General features: G+C 71.3%; 14 protein-coding genes and 1 pseudogene. 5 read left to right on the forward strand and 10 right to left on the reverse strand.

Features of this window, described 5'->3' with window-relative positions:
- Positions 1 to 29: 29 nt before the first annotated feature.
- Positions 30 to 242 carry a hypothetical protein gene (locus ACWCP6_RS27090; RefSeq protein WP_450935180.1) on the forward strand — a complete coding sequence of 71 codons (213 nt, stop codon included), beginning with the start codon at positions 30 to 32 and terminating at the stop codon, positions 240 to 242.
- A 244-nt stretch (positions 243 to 486) separates the two neighbouring features.
- Here the strand turns inward: ACWCP6_RS27090 and ACWCP6_RS27095 are convergent, their stop codons facing one another.
- Positions 487 to 1,236: a TioE family transcriptional regulator gene (locus tag ACWCP6_RS27095; protein WP_450935181.1), complete on the reverse strand. Its 750-nt coding sequence runs from the start codon at positions 1,234 to 1,236 to the stop codon at positions 487 to 489.
- Positions 1,237 to 1,294: 58 nt separating this feature from the next.
- Between ACWCP6_RS27095 and ACWCP6_RS27100 the strand changes: the two genes are divergently transcribed.
- Positions 1,295 to 2,497, forward strand: coding sequence for an erythromycin esterase family protein (locus ACWCP6_RS27100; protein ID WP_450935182.1), 1,203 nt, complete (start codon positions 1,295 to 1,297; stop codon positions 2,495 to 2,497).
- Positions 2,498 to 2,722: 225 nt separating this feature from the next.
- Here ACWCP6_RS27100 and ACWCP6_RS27105 read toward each other — a convergent pair whose 3' ends face one another.
- The 3 genes and pseudogenes from ACWCP6_RS27105 to ACWCP6_RS27115 all read right to left on the reverse strand — a co-directional run.
- Positions 2,723 to 3,442 (reverse strand): rhomboid family intramembrane serine protease, encoded by a 720-nt coding sequence (locus tag ACWCP6_RS27105; RefSeq protein WP_450935183.1) that lies wholly within the window; start codon positions 3,440 to 3,442, stop codon positions 2,723 to 2,725.
- Between the two features lie 192 nt (positions 3,443 to 3,634).
- Positions 3,635 to 4,006: a hypothetical protein gene (locus ACWCP6_RS27110; RefSeq protein WP_450935184.1), complete on the reverse strand. Its 372-nt coding sequence runs from the start codon at positions 4,004 to 4,006 to the stop codon at positions 3,635 to 3,637.
- Between the two features lie 156 nt (positions 4,007 to 4,162).
- Positions 4,163 to 4,315, reverse strand: a pseudogene (locus tag ACWCP6_RS27115) (aminoglycoside phosphotransferase family protein); the annotation flags it as partial.
- A 150-nt stretch (positions 4,316 to 4,465) separates the two neighbouring features.
- Between ACWCP6_RS27115 and ACWCP6_RS27120 the strand changes: the two are divergent.
- Positions 4,466 to 5,689 (forward strand): NAD(P)/FAD-dependent oxidoreductase, encoded by a 1,224-nt coding sequence (locus tag ACWCP6_RS27120; RefSeq protein ID WP_450935185.1) that lies wholly within the window; start codon positions 4,466 to 4,468, stop codon positions 5,687 to 5,689.
- A 5-nt stretch (positions 5,690 to 5,694) separates the two neighbouring features.
- On the forward strand, positions 5,695 to 6,651 hold the full coding sequence (locus ACWCP6_RS27125; RefSeq protein WP_450935186.1) for a sigma-70 family RNA polymerase sigma factor: 957 nt from the start codon (positions 5,695 to 5,697) through the stop codon (positions 6,649 to 6,651).
- Between the two features lie 181 nt (positions 6,652 to 6,832).
- On the opposite strand, the gene ACWCP6_RS27130 is transcribed toward ACWCP6_RS27125, so the two are convergent.
- On the reverse strand, positions 6,833 to 7,204 hold the full coding sequence (locus ACWCP6_RS27130) for a hypothetical protein (protein WP_450935187.1): 372 nt from the start codon (positions 7,202 to 7,204) through the stop codon (positions 6,833 to 6,835).
- A 4-nt stretch (positions 7,205 to 7,208) separates the two neighbouring features.
- Between ACWCP6_RS27130 and ACWCP6_RS27135 the strand changes: the two genes are divergently transcribed.
- Positions 7,209 to 7,979 carry a helix-turn-helix domain-containing protein gene (locus ACWCP6_RS27135; protein WP_450935188.1) on the forward strand — a complete coding sequence of 257 codons (771 nt, stop codon included), beginning with the start codon at positions 7,209 to 7,211 and terminating at the stop codon, positions 7,977 to 7,979.
- Positions 7,980 to 8,362: 383 nt separating this feature from the next.
- Here the strand turns inward: ACWCP6_RS27135 and ACWCP6_RS27140 are convergent, their stop codons facing one another.
- The 5 genes from ACWCP6_RS27140 to ACWCP6_RS27160 form a co-directional block, all read right to left on the reverse strand.
- The gene (locus ACWCP6_RS27140) at positions 8,363 to 8,758 is read right to left on the reverse strand and encodes an FhaA domain-containing protein (RefSeq protein ID WP_450935189.1); all 396 of its coding nucleotides are present in this window, start codon (positions 8,756 to 8,758) and stop codon (positions 8,363 to 8,365) included.
- A gap of 188 nt (positions 8,759 to 8,946) precedes the next feature.
- Positions 8,947 to 10,887, reverse strand: a complete 1,941-nt coding sequence (locus ACWCP6_RS27145; RefSeq protein ID WP_450935190.1) for a cell wall-binding repeat-containing protein — start codon at positions 10,885 to 10,887, stop codon at positions 8,947 to 8,949.
- Between the two features lie 266 nt (positions 10,888 to 11,153).
- A complete protein-coding gene (locus tag ACWCP6_RS27150) occupies positions 11,154 to 11,846 on the reverse strand; it encodes a hypothetical protein (protein ID WP_450935191.1) in 693 nt (230 codons plus the stop codon).
- A gap of 180 nt (positions 11,847 to 12,026) precedes the next feature.
- On the reverse strand, positions 12,027 to 12,977 hold the full coding sequence (locus ACWCP6_RS27155; protein WP_450935192.1) for a DMT family transporter: 951 nt from the start codon (positions 12,975 to 12,977) through the stop codon (positions 12,027 to 12,029).
- Positions 12,978 to 13,153: 176 nt separating this feature from the next.
- On the reverse strand, positions 13,154 to 13,864 hold the full coding sequence (locus tag ACWCP6_RS27160) for an ArsR/SmtB family transcription factor (protein WP_450935193.1): 711 nt from the start codon (positions 13,862 to 13,864) through the stop codon (positions 13,154 to 13,156).
- Between the last annotated feature and the right edge of the window lie 156 nt (positions 13,865 to 14,020).

Raw genomic sequence — 14,020 nt, forward strand, 5'->3', positions numbered from 1 at the left:
GCTGATCCACTGACCGGATGTTGATCAATGTGATTCTCCGCGCTCTCCCGTTCTGGATCCGCGAGCCTCTGCTCATCGCCGTCAGCCTCTTCTTCGCCGGCCTCGGCCTCTACTGGTTCACCGTGGTCGGAGGGTGGCAAAGAGCCGCCGTCGGTCTCGCGTTCCTCGCCCTCGCTGTCATACGGACCTTCATCCTGCGCCGGGAGTGGAGATCCCGCCCCAGAGCCGGCCAGGCCGCATGAAGCCGCTCGTCGGGCTCTCCCCGGCCCGCTGACACGGCGGGCCGATTCGGGGCCGGTGGTGGGCGACGACACCTGGTTCACGCTCCGGTGAGCCGTCCGGGAGACCCGCCGTGGGTGGCGGTGAGATCACCCTGGTGCGGCCCGCGACAGCACACCCTGCGCGGCTCGCATCGGTCGCCGACGCCGCATCGACGGCCGCGGGCGTGCCGGGACGGTCCGGTCCACCGCCCTTGGCCGTGGAGTCTCATCCGCGCCTACGGAGGTACGCCTCCAACTCGGCGGCCCCGGTCAGCATCGCCCGTCCGCGGGCGGACAGCCGGCTGTGCCAGTCGCACAGTGCGCCCTCCAGTGGCTCCAGCCCGCCGGCCGCCCGGACCTGGGCGATCAGCGGAGCGATCTGCTCCAGCAGGTAGCCGCCCCGCCTGAGCTGGTGAGCCAGCCGGGCGTCCCGTACATCGGCCTCGTCGTAGACGCGGTACCCGGTCAGCGGGTCGCGGCGCGGCCGCACCAGCCCGGCGCGCTCCCATTTGCGCAGCGTCGCGGGCCGGATTCCGAGCTTCCCTGCCAGCGGCCCGATGAACGTGCGGCCGGGCCCGGACACAGCGGCCGGCTCGGACCCCGCACCGGGTTCGGACGCCGTGATGGGCTCCAGGTCGCGGAGGGCGCTCTCCACGGCCTGGAGGGTCTGCCGGTCGTCGAGGAGTTGGGCGTGGCTCTCGTCGATGAGGCGGAACGCTTCATCGACCGCGCCCTGGTTCACGGCCCGCATGATCGACGTCGCCGTCCGGTGGCCGTGTCCGGGCACCAGGGCAACGAACGCGCGCAGGGCCCCCGCATGCAGCGAGGTATAGGTGCGGTAGCCGTGGGGTGTGCGACCGGCGGCCGGAAGGATGCCGGCCTCCTCGTAGTTCCTGATCGCCTGCGTGGACAGGCCGTGCCCGCGCGCCAGGTCAACCGGCCTGAGTCGCTCACCGTTTTGAAGGTTTCTCCCCATGGGATGAACGATATCTCGGAAAAGTTTCCACCGAAGGTTCAACGATACCGTTGAAGGTATGGCTACTGACATCAAGGACGTCGCCCATGCCGTCGAGGCTGCCGCCGTCATGAAGTTGCTCCCGGCCCGGCCCCGGCTGCTGGCCCTGGGCGAGCCCACCCACGGCGAGGACGCTCTGCTCGACCTGCGCAACGGTCTCTTCCGGCAGCTCGTCGAGCAGGAGGGCTTCCGGACGATCGCGATCGAGAGCGACTGCATGATGGGCCTGGTCGTGGACGACCACGTCACCTCGGGCACGGGCACCCTCGACGAGGTCATGGAGCACGGATTCAGCCACGGCTGGGGCACCTCCGAGGCCAACCGCGAACTCGTGCGCTGGATGCGCGACTTCAACGAGGGCCGGCCTGCGTCCGAGCGGCTCCGCTTCGCCGGATTCGACGGCCCGTTGGAGATCACCGGCGCCGCGAGCCCTCGGCAGGCCCTCACCGCACTCCACGGCTGTCTCTCGGCCCGGGTGGACGCGGACCTCCTCCCCTGCACCGCGGAAACACTCGACCGCCTGCTCGGCACCGACGACCGGTGGACCAACCCCGCCGCGATGATGGACCCGGCACAGTCCGTGGGGCGGTCGGCCGAGGCCGGTCAACTGCGGCTGCTCGCCGACGATCTGGTGGCGCTGCTCGACGAGCAGACGCCGCACCTGCTCGCGGCGACCTCGCGGGACGACTGGGAGCGGGCGCGCCTGTACGGACGCACCGCCACCGGCCTGCTGCGCTACCACCACTGGATGGCTGACACATCACCGGCCCGCATGACCCGGCTGGTGGGTGTGCGCGACCAGATGATGTCCCGCAACCTCCTGGCCATCGCCGCTCGGGGCCCGGCACTCGTCCACGCCCACAACGGTCATCTCCAGCGGGAGAAGAGCACGATGCGGATGGGCGGGAAGCCGCTGGAGTGGTGGAGCGCCGGTTCGCTGGTGAGCGCCCGGCTCGGAGAGGAGTACGCCTTCGTGGCAACGGCCCTCGGCACGATCCGGCACCAGGGAGTGGACACGCCCCCGCCGGACACCGTCGAAGGACTCCTGTACACGCTCCCCCAGGACCGCTGCGTCATCGACGCCCCGCGGCTGGCCACCGCCCTCGGCGACACGCGGCCGGCACCTCGCGTATCCCCCTGGTTCGGCTACGCCCCGCTTGACCCGGCCCACCTGGCGGCCAGCGACGGGATCGTGTTCGTCAAGGACGTTCCGCAGAGCTAGTGCTGTGACCGGAAGGGTTCACCGGCGCGCGACGTCCGGTGTGCTCCCCCACTGCCTCAAGGACGTGGGAGGTACCCCAGGCCGCGCTGTCGCATCGCCCGCGTACATCCAGTACGCGGGCGATGTCCGTCGGGGCGCCTCGGATGCGTGGCAGGCATCCAGCCCCTCGACGGCGCGTACGACCGCTCAGCGCCGGGCCGCTCCCGGGCGCGCCGGAATTCCGCGTCACACGGCGGCCGGCCTCGGGAGCCGGACCTCCGTCCCGACCAGGAGAAGTCCGCACAGGCAGCCCGCCACCAGGCCCGCACCGTGGTTGTTGCGCAGCAGACACAGGAACAGGCCGGCCGCGGGAATGAGCAGCACGTACCAGATGCTCCGGAAGGTCAGGCCCAGAGCGTCCCTGCGGAGCAGGGCGGTGACGGCCAGGGCACCCAGCAAGCCGCAGATGGCGACGGAGTCGCCGCCGCCGTACAGCGACCAGCCCGCAAGGCTGACCACATGGGCCGCGACACCGCCGACGAGGAAGACGGCCAGGGTCCGCCACCACCCGAAGACGGACTCGGCGATCGCGCCGACCACGAGCAGAGCCGACAGGTTGACCGCGATCTGCATGATCCCCGAGGACTGCACCAGCAGTGCGGTCCCGGCGCGCCACCACTGCCCGTCCGTCAGTGCACCGGGGCGGCGCATCAGGTCGTCCACCACGCCGGGCACCGCGTACTGGACCACGGCCATGACCGCCATCAGGGCGAAGAGCACGGCAGTACCCCAGGGCCGCTGCGCCCAGGCGCCACGGACGGCAGCCAACACGTCGTTCTGCCGGGGGCCCCTGCCCGCCGTGCCGCCGGCTGGACCGCTCGCCGGGCCGAACAGCACCAGCGTCCGCAGCCCCGCACCGACCACCACGGCGGCACTCGCGTACAACTCGATCCCATGCGGCGACATCGCCGACCCCCGTCCCACGTCCTCAGGGCACCACGCCCCGTCCACGCGGCCCATCATCGCGATCGGCGGGATTTCCGCGCCAGAGAAAACGATCACTCAACGGACATGACAGGTGTCACAGCACCCGGCGCGCAGCCGCAGCGGCACCGCTCGCGCCGGAGCCCGCTGAACCTGGGGATGTTCGAGGGTGTGTCAGAAGTCGAACGAGGAGTTGCTGAAGGCTTCGCCGAAGGCGACGATGCCCGCGATCCACAGTCCCACGGTGCCGATGAGTGCGCCCGTCGCCGCCCAGACGGCACGGCGACGCCGCAGTGCCGCGCCGGCGGTCCATGCCAGGCCGGCTCCGGCGCAGGGCACGACGACGATCAGCATCGCTGCGTGCGCGAACCACATGACGGTCTCGCGGCTCGCTCGAAAGCCGGTGCCGCTGTTGTAGTGGAGCGGTTCGCGGGCGAGGTAATACCACGCGCCCGCCAAGGGCAGGAGGAGCACCGCCGTGAACACGAGAAGCGCGATGGCTGTGCCCCGCTCGGGTGCACTCGCCGCATCATGGGACTTGGTCACGCCGTCATCCTGCTCACCGACCGCGGCACACGACTATCCGTACAGATACTCAGTTTGTCGGGAGTTCACCGTCGTGGTCGATCCAGGCCCGGCGAGCGGTGCGGCGCGGGTGGTTCCGGTCCCGGGCCGTAGTGAAAGGCGGGCCGCCGGGAGCGTTCAGGCGCGGACCAGTTCCAGCGCCTTCTTCAGGTTGTACTCGGCGATGCCCGCCATGCACGCCCGGTCGGGAAAGTCCCCGTCGAGCAGCCGCAGTGGCCCCGCCGTCAGTGAGAGCCGCTGTGCCGGCAGGTAGAGGTCGAGCCTGTGCTCGGCCTACATCTTCGCCACCTCGGCGTCGCCGCGCATCGTCGGGCGATGCTCCTGCCGCTCTGTGACCCATGCCACATGCGGTTCCTGTCAGCAATCGGGTCGCTGTTCCGCTCAAGTCACCGGGAACAAGCGAACCGACAGGAGCGAGACATGAAGCACCGCATCGTCGTCCTCGGTGCCGGCTATGCCGGGTCCTACATGGCCGGGACCCTGGCCCGCCGGCTGTCCCCGGCGGACACCGAGATCACTGTGGTCAACGCCGAGCCGGACTTCGTCCAGCGGCTGCGGCTGCACCAGCTCGCGGCCGGCCAGGAGATCGAGGCTCCACAGCTCGCCGATGTCTTCGCGGGCACGGGGGTACGGCTGCGCGTGGCCCGTGTCACCGCCGTCGACCCCGAGCGCCAAGTCGTCGCCGTGGCCGACGCCGACGGTTGCGGCGAGCTCGGCTACGACACCCTTCTCTACGCGCTCGGCAGCCAGATCGCCGACCACGGCGTCCCCGGCGTGACCGAGCACGCCTTCGACGTGACCGGCCGGCCCTCGGCGCTGCGCCTGCGCGAGCGCCTTGACAGCCTGGGCAGGCGGGGTGAAGGCGGGAGTGTACTGGTCGTCGGCGACGGGTTGACCGGCATCGAGACCGCCACCGAGATCGCCGAATCACGGCCCGGCCTGTCGGTGGTGCTGGTCGCCCGCGGCGAGTTGGGTGCCCAGCTCTCCGCCGGAGCCCGCAGCCACCTGCGCCAGGCCTGCGACCGGCTGGGCATCACCGTCTTGGAGCGCACCATCGTCGAAGCCGTCGAAGCGACGCGGGTGCTGTGCGCCGACGGCACCGCCCTGGCATCCGACGCAACCGTGTGGACGGCCGGGTTCGCGGTCAGCCCCATCGCCGCCGCCGGCCGGCTGGAGGTCACCGAGAACGGCCGGATCGTCGTCGATCGCACCATGCAGTCGGTCTCGCACCCGAACGTCTACGCCGCCGGCGACAGCGTCTACGCCATCGGCGACAACGGACGGCCGTTGCCGATGTCCTGCGCTTCGGCCGGCTACACCGGCATGCAGGCCACGGCCGCGATCGTGGCACGCCTGACCGGCCGCGAGATCCCGAACACCAAGTTGGAGTACCTGGGCAACCACATCAGCCTCGGGCGGCGGGACGGGATCCTGCAGATGGTCGATGACGAAGGGCAGGCAAAGCCGAAGTATGTGGGCGGTCGGAAGGCCGCGCGGATCAAGGCGGGCATTCTCAAGATGTCACTGTGGGCCACCTCGCACCCGACGTTCGGCCTGCCCAAGCACAAGCGTCGCCTGGCCGCCGCACCGGATGCGCCCGCCGAGAACGCGGTCGCGTCGCCGACCGGCGTCCGCCTAGGGTGATCCGCGTGGACAGCACCGCCACTGATCGCTTCGACACCAGCCGGTTCGAGGCCAGCCGCAACCGGCTGGCCTCGCTGGCGTACCGGCTGCTGGGCTCCGCCACCGACGCCGAAGACGCCGTGCAGGACGCGTTCCTGCACTGGCAGGCCGCCGACCGGCAGCGGATCAAGGTGCCGGAAGCATGGCTGACCAAGGTCGTCACCAACCTGTGCCTCGACCGGCTCCGCTCGGCACAAGCCCGCCGCGAACGCACCGTCGGCGCCTGGCTGCCCGAACCGCTCCTCGACGGCGACCCGATGCTCGGCCCGGCCGACACTTTCGCGCAGCGCGAATCGGTCTCGCTGGCCGTGCTGACTCTCATGGAGCGCCTGTCACCCCTCGAGCGGACCGTCTACGTCCTGCGCGAAGCGTTCTCCTACGGCCACGCCGAGATCGGCCAGATCCTCGACATCACCGAGTCCGCAAGCCAGCAGCACCTCCACCGGGCCCGGCGCCGCATCACCGCCGCACGCCGCCGCGGCGGAGACGGAGTCGACCCGGCATCCGCCCGCAGGATCGTCGAGGAATTCCTCGCCGCCGCCTCCTCGGGCCGCACCGAACGGCTGGTGGCGCTGCTCACCGACGACGCAACCGCGATCTCCGACGGCGCCGGCCTGACCAAGAGGCTGCTGCAGTTCGACACTGCGCAGCGCATCGCCGCCGTCGCCCGGGCCGGCTTCAAACCCACACCCGCGAAACGGCGGCTTGCCGGCGGCACGCCCGCCGTCCACTACGCGCTCGTCAACGGCGCCCCCGCCATCCTCTTCGTGGTCGGCGACCAGGTCATCGGCACCGTGACGTTCGACATCACCAATGGCAAGATCGCAACCGTGCGCGGCATCGCCGCCCCCACCCGTCTCGTCCGCCTCACCGAAGCCTGGCGACAGCACGAACCGGACACGCCACTCATCGCCCAGTGGTGACCCGACGCCGAGCGCGGCCAGGCGCAGCGCCCGCGTTTCATAGGTGGTCGCTCGTGAAACAGCCGACCGTCCGGCAGGCCACTGGCCGATGCCCGCTGGGACTTGATCGAACCTGTGCTGAGAGCCCGGCGGACCGAGCGGGGCCGAGTTGCATTGCACATCGGAACGCCGCCCGAGCCTCTCAGGCGGCCGCCCGTGCAACCGCGACCGCCCAGCCGATGTAGACGAGGTTGACCGCCAGCCGGACCGTCGCGCCGACGGGACGTTCCAGCAGGCCTGGCCGATCACCGGATGCCCGCCACAGGGCGTCCAGATGGCAGACCAGGTAGCCGGTGATCAGTGCGGCCGCGGCCCAGCCGCCGGCCGCCCGGCCTGCCGGTGTCAGGATCGCGGCTCCGACGACGATCTCCGCCGTCCCGCTCGCGCCGACGAGGAGTGGGGCCCGGCCCAGCCAGGACGGCACCAGAGTGCGGAAGTATCCGGGGAACAGGAAGTGCCCGATCCCCACGGCGATCAGAAAGACCGCCAGTGCGATGGCCGCGGTAGCATTCATGAACGTGATCGTGGTCCCAACCCGCGCGTGGACGCTTGAACGAAGCGATCGCCGACTCCACTTCGCATCCGGTCCCGACGCGACGTTGTTCGCCGAGTCCGGCCCGTTTGACGTCACCCTCCATCACCACCCGGCGTGGAAGGTCGTGCTGCCCCTCGGCGGCCATGTCGAGGTCGGATACGGCACAGGCCGTACGGTCGCGGCGGCCGGACTCATTGTGCCCCCGCAGCTGGCCCACACCTGCGCCGTGTCCTGCGGCTATGTGGCCCTCTTCCTCGACCCCTGGGTGCTGGACCCCGGTCTGGGCCTGGCACGGCTCGGGGACGATGCCACCCGGCGCCTCCTCGCCGCTGTGGGGTATGCCGGTACCGGCGGCCTCGGCCCCGGGACGGACAGCGACCTGGCCGCGGCACGCGCCGAACTCCTCGCCCTCACCGGAGCGGGCCGCCCCGTCGATCCCCGGGTGGCCCACGCGGTGCAGGAATGTACACGGGCCGGCTCCGACGCTCCCATCAGCTCCGTCGCCACCGACGTCGGGCTCTCACCGACATGGTTGCGCGCGCTCGTTCACGCCTCGGTCGGCGTCCCGCTCACACGGTTGCGGCAATGGGCCCGGCTGCGGGTGGCCGTCGCCGAGCTGCCGCGCCAGTCCGCGGCTTCGGCCGCAGCCGTCGCGGGCTTCGCCGACCAACCCCATTTCACACGCACCGCCCGGAGCCTGCTCGGCCGCACGCCTGCGTCGATCGGACGTTCCCCGTCTGATCGACCCTCCTGATCGCCGTCGGCCGAATCCGGGTCCGGCGCCACGGCGAGCGGCCCCGTGACGTCACGGTAGGTCATGGCTTCGGAGCGGGTCGGCGGAGTCTCGCAGCACCGCGACACCACCGCGAGATCGAACTCTTGTGTCGTGCAAGGATCATGTCCGTCCCGCCCATCAGCGCTCGTCGCGGGCCGACACGCCGACCCGGTGTTCTCGGAACTCGACAGTGGGGCGCCGTCGCGGTCGTCTCCGCATCCGAGGACGCGCCGGCCCGCGGCCACCGCGGCTCCGGACCATCCGAGCGCACCGGCCCCTCGGCTCGGGGAAGTGACGCTTCCGACCTCCCGATTGCCGATTCCCGCTTCCCGTCGGCGATGCCGGGGCGCAGGCAACGGCGCCTACATCGGCGCCAGGCCTGCGGCGGGGATGTGGGACAGGGCCTCGCTGGAGATCCGGTAGCGCCGCACGAGCGCGCCCGCGGCCTCCGTAACGCAGACGGTGAGCGGACCCGCCCACTCGTATCCGCGTCGTGCGCCGTGCTGCGCCAGCACGTCGGTCAACTCCAGGCAGACCTCCTGGTCCACGTGCCCCAGCCGGGCGTGGACACCGGCGGCGAGTTCGATCCGGTAGGCGTTGGGAACCAGGGTGCGTCCCGGGCTGCACACAACGGCGTGCTCGTCGCAGTGACGACGCAGTGCATCGAACAGTTCGACGGGATCGCGGCCCCGCACCCAGCGGGCGAGCCCGGTCTCCCATCCTTCGAGTGTGTCTTCGCATCGCTTGAAAAATCCCATGGCAGTGCGGGTGCCCGCACACCCGGCGACGCATGTCCACCGGTACGCGCACACCCGCCGATCCTGCCGGTACACCACGGGATCGGCGTGGACCGCGCGGACCCGCGCCACCGGGGCCCGGACATGTTCCCGGGGCGTCCGACGACGCGGGGCCCAACGGCCACCGCCCGCGTCACGACCGGTCGGGTCTACCGCCGGCGCCCGCGTGCGAACGGAATCGCGCCGTCGTAGTACGAGGTGTACGTGAACCAGTCGGCACCCGCGCTGACCGCGGCGCCCGCCGAGTCCAGCGCTCCGGACGACACCGATCCGGTGCCACCGAACGCCACGACGTTGTGGATGGCGGCCGAGCCGTCGGTCAAGTAGCCCTTGGTGGCGGCGGGCAGGGTTGCGGGGCCGGCCCACAGGATCGGCCCGTAGTGGTGCATCGCCGAGGCGGCACTGACCCCGTCGCGCCAGTTGCCGGTGTCGACCAGCGCCGCTCCGAACGCCGGGTCCCACCAGTACTTGGCCAGCGCGACCGCGACGCCCTCGTCGCCGCTGCCGAGGATCGCGGTGTAGTCGTAGTGCGTCGGCCAGTCGGGGAACGTGGTGCCGGTGAGCGCGTTCTTGGCGGAGCTGCCGACCGTGATCATCCGGGTCAGGCCGGGGTTGAGGGCGTTGAGGTACGACTTCACCGAGGAGGTGAGCGTGCTGCCGTCGGTCAGCACGACCACGGCCCTGCTGTCCGGCCCGTGGATCCCCGCCGCAGACGCGGCGGCGAGCGCGGAGTGGTAATCGTTGCCCGTCGCCAGGAAGACGTACTCGGGGTCGCTGGTGATGGCCTTGGCCACGGCCACGGACGTGGAGAAGCGCGATGTGCCCGAGAGCCGCTTGGGGGTGAAACCGAGCGACGACACCTTGGACGCGACGGCGCTGCTCAGGATGGACGTGCTGCCGACGAGGTAGACGGGCGCACCCGGCTTCAGCGTGCGCTTGAGCTCACTCTGCACCGACGCCGACAGCGTGCTCGGCGACGTCATCAGCACCGGCCCCCACTGGTCGGCGGCGAGCGCCGGCGCGGTCAGTGCGTAGGACGGGCTGTCCTTGCTGACCAGGACGGCCGCCTTGGCGTTCTCCAGCGGGCCGGACGGATCGCCGACGCTGTTGTACGTCCACTTGGACGCGGCGACGTTGGTGCTGTAGACGTCTGCTCCCCACACCCGGCCGGTGCTGTTCCTGCGCAGCGGCTGCCAGGTGGGACGGGTCAGCCCCGCCGTGTTGGGCAGGACGGAGTCCGCGCTCGTGGCGGGGTCCACGGTGTGGAGCGCGGTGCCGGTGCCGTCTCCCGGGCCGACGTAGACGATCCTGTCCCCGTTGGGCGACCAGGTGGGCTGTTCGTGCTCCTGCGGGGAGGTGGTGATCTGCTTCAGCCCCGTGCCGTCGCTGTGCACCGTGAAGACCTGCGCATGACCGGAGACCGTCCGGACGAACGCGACGGTGGCGCCGTCCGGCGAGATCGCCGGGGTCCGGGCGTCGGAGAGGAGCTCGGTCTGGGTCCCCTCTCCCCGGTGCCAGATCCACAGGGACGGGGTGGACGTGTGGCCGCAGTCGGGTCCGCTTCGGACGAAGGCGATGTCCTCGGTCAGGAACGCGCCGCTGGGCTGGGAGTCGCAGCCGTCCTCGTCGGCCGGGATGAGCGAGTCGGTGACATGGGAGCCGTCCGAGGGAGCCACCCGAAGCCGGCCGTATGCCTGGAAGACCACGAACTGGCCGAGGTTGACGTACGTCGGGCCGGCCGCGTACCAGTTGTCGCTCCCCTTGGGGAAGGCGATCTGTCTGCGCCCGCCGCCGTCGTACCGCGCCGTCCACACCTTCCCGCCGTCGACATAGGCGAGCCTGCTGCCGTCCGGCGCCCACGACGGATCGGCTCCGCTGACACCGAACCCGCCGCGGCCGGTGCCGTCGGGGTTGACCTGCTCGATCGATGTGGAGCCCGCGGCCACACCGACGAGCTTCCCCTCGGTGGCCGCGGTGTCGATGCCCCCGCTGCCTGCCGATGCGCTGGACGTCGACGCGCCCAGGCTGCCCGCCGCCAGAGCGGCCACGATGCCGAACGCCGCGCATCTGCGACGCATACCAGTGTTCACGGTGCCATCCCCCCGGAAATGCCGCGGCCGGGGACCGGGCTGTTCGCCCGGCCATCGGCGGTGCGGTCGGTTCTACTCCTGTCGCGACACAGTGTGGACCGCGTTCGGTTCCCGTTGGCCCGGACGCGGGGATTCGACTTCGCACCGCTACAGCCACTGCGACGGCGCGGACGGCCGGGGAACGAACTCGGTGGGGAAGGAGCCCCGGTGAGAACAAGCCTCGCTGGCCTCGGACTTGAGCGTCCTGTCCGGGGCCACCGCGGTGCTCAGGCGCCGCCGACGTCGTCCTTCGGCAGGGCGACGGCGGGCATGGGCCGCTGTCGCAGCATGCGGGCGACCGGCAGGGCCACGGCGCCGAGGGCGAATCCGTAGACGGCCACGAGGCCGTGCCCGTTCTCCTGGGCCAGCCACATCGCGAGCCCGGCCGCGGGCACACACACCGCCAGCACCCGCTGCTTGGTGTCGGTGCTGCTCAGCACCAGACCCGCCGCCAGGGTGGCGGCCAGGAAGTACGTCGCGCCGGAACTGCCGGCGAAGTTGCGCGGGTCGGTGCTGCGGGCGGTATCACCGAACAGCGCGTCGATCTGCTGGGGCAGCAGGATGCCTCCTGCGAACAGCGCCAGCATGAGCGGGCCGCGCCAGAACCACTGCGCGAGCGCGGCGATCACCGCGAGCGTCACGATGTTCCAGACGGCCCCGAAGACCCCGCCGTTCTGCATGAACACCGACGTCACCACGCGCCACCAGCCCGTCTTGCGCGGATCACTGTCCAGGGCGTCCATCGCCCCGGACCAGCTCAGCTGGAGCACCACCGCACCGACCGCCACGGCGGTGAGCGCCACCGCCCCCCACGGAACCGGGCGCCGGCGGATCGTGTCCTCCCCGACCAGCGCCAGCCCGCATTTGAACATCAGCACCATCAACGCCGCTGTGGTCACGTTGAATACCACTACGCCCACGAAACATCCCCCGAAGAACACCTGCATCGATCCTGGTCGGCGATCACCATAGCCGGGGGCGGCGTCCCCATCATGACCGCGGGTCGGGACAGTTGGGTGCCGCGGCGCCACGGCACGCGGTGCGTGACCGTCTTCGTCTGCGTGGCCGTGCATGCGGCCACGTCCCGGACCGCGCCGCGGTCAGCGGGTGGCGTCGGCGGGCTCGTTCTCGGCGCCACGCGCGGCGGCGGTGCCGGGCGTCCGGTGGCGGGGCCGGGACCGGGACACGGCCACGCCCGCCAGGCACAGCGCACCGCCGACCAGGGTCAGCCAGGCGGGGACCTCGTCCAGGAACACCCAGCTCAACACCACCACGATGGCCGGGACGGCGTACGTCGTCGCACCCATCCTCCCGGCAGGGGTGCGGGCCAGCGCATAGCTCCAGGTGGTGAAGGCGAGAGCGGTGGGCACGACACCGAGGTAGAGCATGTTGAGCGTGGCGGACAGCGGGGCCTTCGGCAGTTCGCCGGCCAGCTGCCCGGCGAAGGGCAGGCATGCAACCGTGCCGGCCAGGCAGCTGCAGGCGGTGATCTGCAGCGGAGTCCCGTACGCGAGCGCGGGCTTCTGAACGACCACGCCGACCGCGTACGCCACCGCCGCGAGAAGGCACAGCAGCACCCCGAGCACCGAGGTGTCGCCGTCGTGCCCGGACGAGGTCGACAGACCGACCACCACCGCCCCGCCGAACGACACCGCGATCCCGGCGAGCAGCCGCGGCGGCAGCACTTCCCCGAGCAACCGCGCCGCGAGCAACGCCATCAGTACCGGCCCGACGTTCACCAGGAGGGCCGCCGTGCCCGCATCGACCAGGCGCTCACCCCAGTTCAGGACGACCATGTAGCCGCCGAACCAGACCACCCCCGAGACGAGGATGCCGCGGAGAGCGCCCCGGGCCGGCAGCCCTTCGCGCCGTACCGCCACCAGGGCGACCAGCACCAGCGAGGCGGTCAGCAAGCGGCCCAGCGCCAGCGCACCCGGGGAGTAGGCGGCCCCCGCGCTGCGGATGGAAACGAAGGCGGACGCCCAGGCGACCACGGAGAAGGCTGCGGCGCCGGCCGTGGCGGCGCCGGGTGAGCTGAGACGGGAACCCATGGCGGCAGCTTAGAGAACAAACATTTTGGTGTCTACCGAAATGTTGAATCCGAACGCGCTCGACGATGCCCGGCGCCACTCGATGCCGCTCGGTGCCCCTCCATGGCGGTCCATGCCACTCCAGGGCGCTCGAGGCCACCTCAAGTCGTTCGGTGTCTCTGGAGATTCGCCGGAGATCAGTGCCACGCGTCCGGTGCGAGTCCGAGAAGGTCGCCCAGGGCCTGCTGTCCGGCTTCGGTCACCCGCAGTGCACGCCCGTCGTCCTCGCCCCGCACCACCCACTCACGACGCAGCGCGAGTGCGCACAGCCGCGCAGCGGCCACGCCGCCGAGATGGCGGCGGCGTTCGGTCCAGTCCAGGCACGAGCTCGCGATCGGCCGGCGCCCCTCGTAGGCCAGGTCGACGCCCGCATCCGTACACCACTCCCGCCCCGCATCGGTCAGCTCGAAGACCCCGTCCGTGAGCAGCAGTCCGCGCTCCGCCATGGCGTCCGTGACCGCCATACCGAGCCGCCCGGCAAGGTGGTCGTAGCAGGTCCGCGCGCGGGCGAGCGGATCGGGCGCGGCGACGACCGGCACCGCGTGCGCCGCATCCCGGCCGGGGACGGCATGCGCGGCGAGCGCGTCGGCGAGGCGAGCCGTCTCCGCGTCGGCGATCCGTACGTAGCTGTGGCGCCCCTGCCGCTCGGCGACGCAGATCCCCGCATCCAACAGGCGGGCCAGGTGCCCGCTCACGGTGGACGGTGCCACGCCGGTGATCCGGGCCAGTTCGCCGGTGCTCCACGCGCGCCCCTCGAGCAGGGCCAGGCAGATGGCGGCCCGGGTTTCGTCGGCCAGGGCACAGGCGAAGGCGGCGAGGCGTGCGGCGGGGGCGGATGAGTCTGTCACTCCCCCATCATGACCCAACACTTCGGCAGATACCGAACTGATTCAGTGATCCGGCATCGCTCACAGGCCGAGGGAGATGGCCAGGCGGGTGAGCTCGGCCGTGCTGTTGATGTTGAGCTTGGCGCGGATACGACGGAGGTAGGCGTCGACGGTGTG

The organism is Streptomyces sp. NPDC002004 (assembly GCF_053593975.1).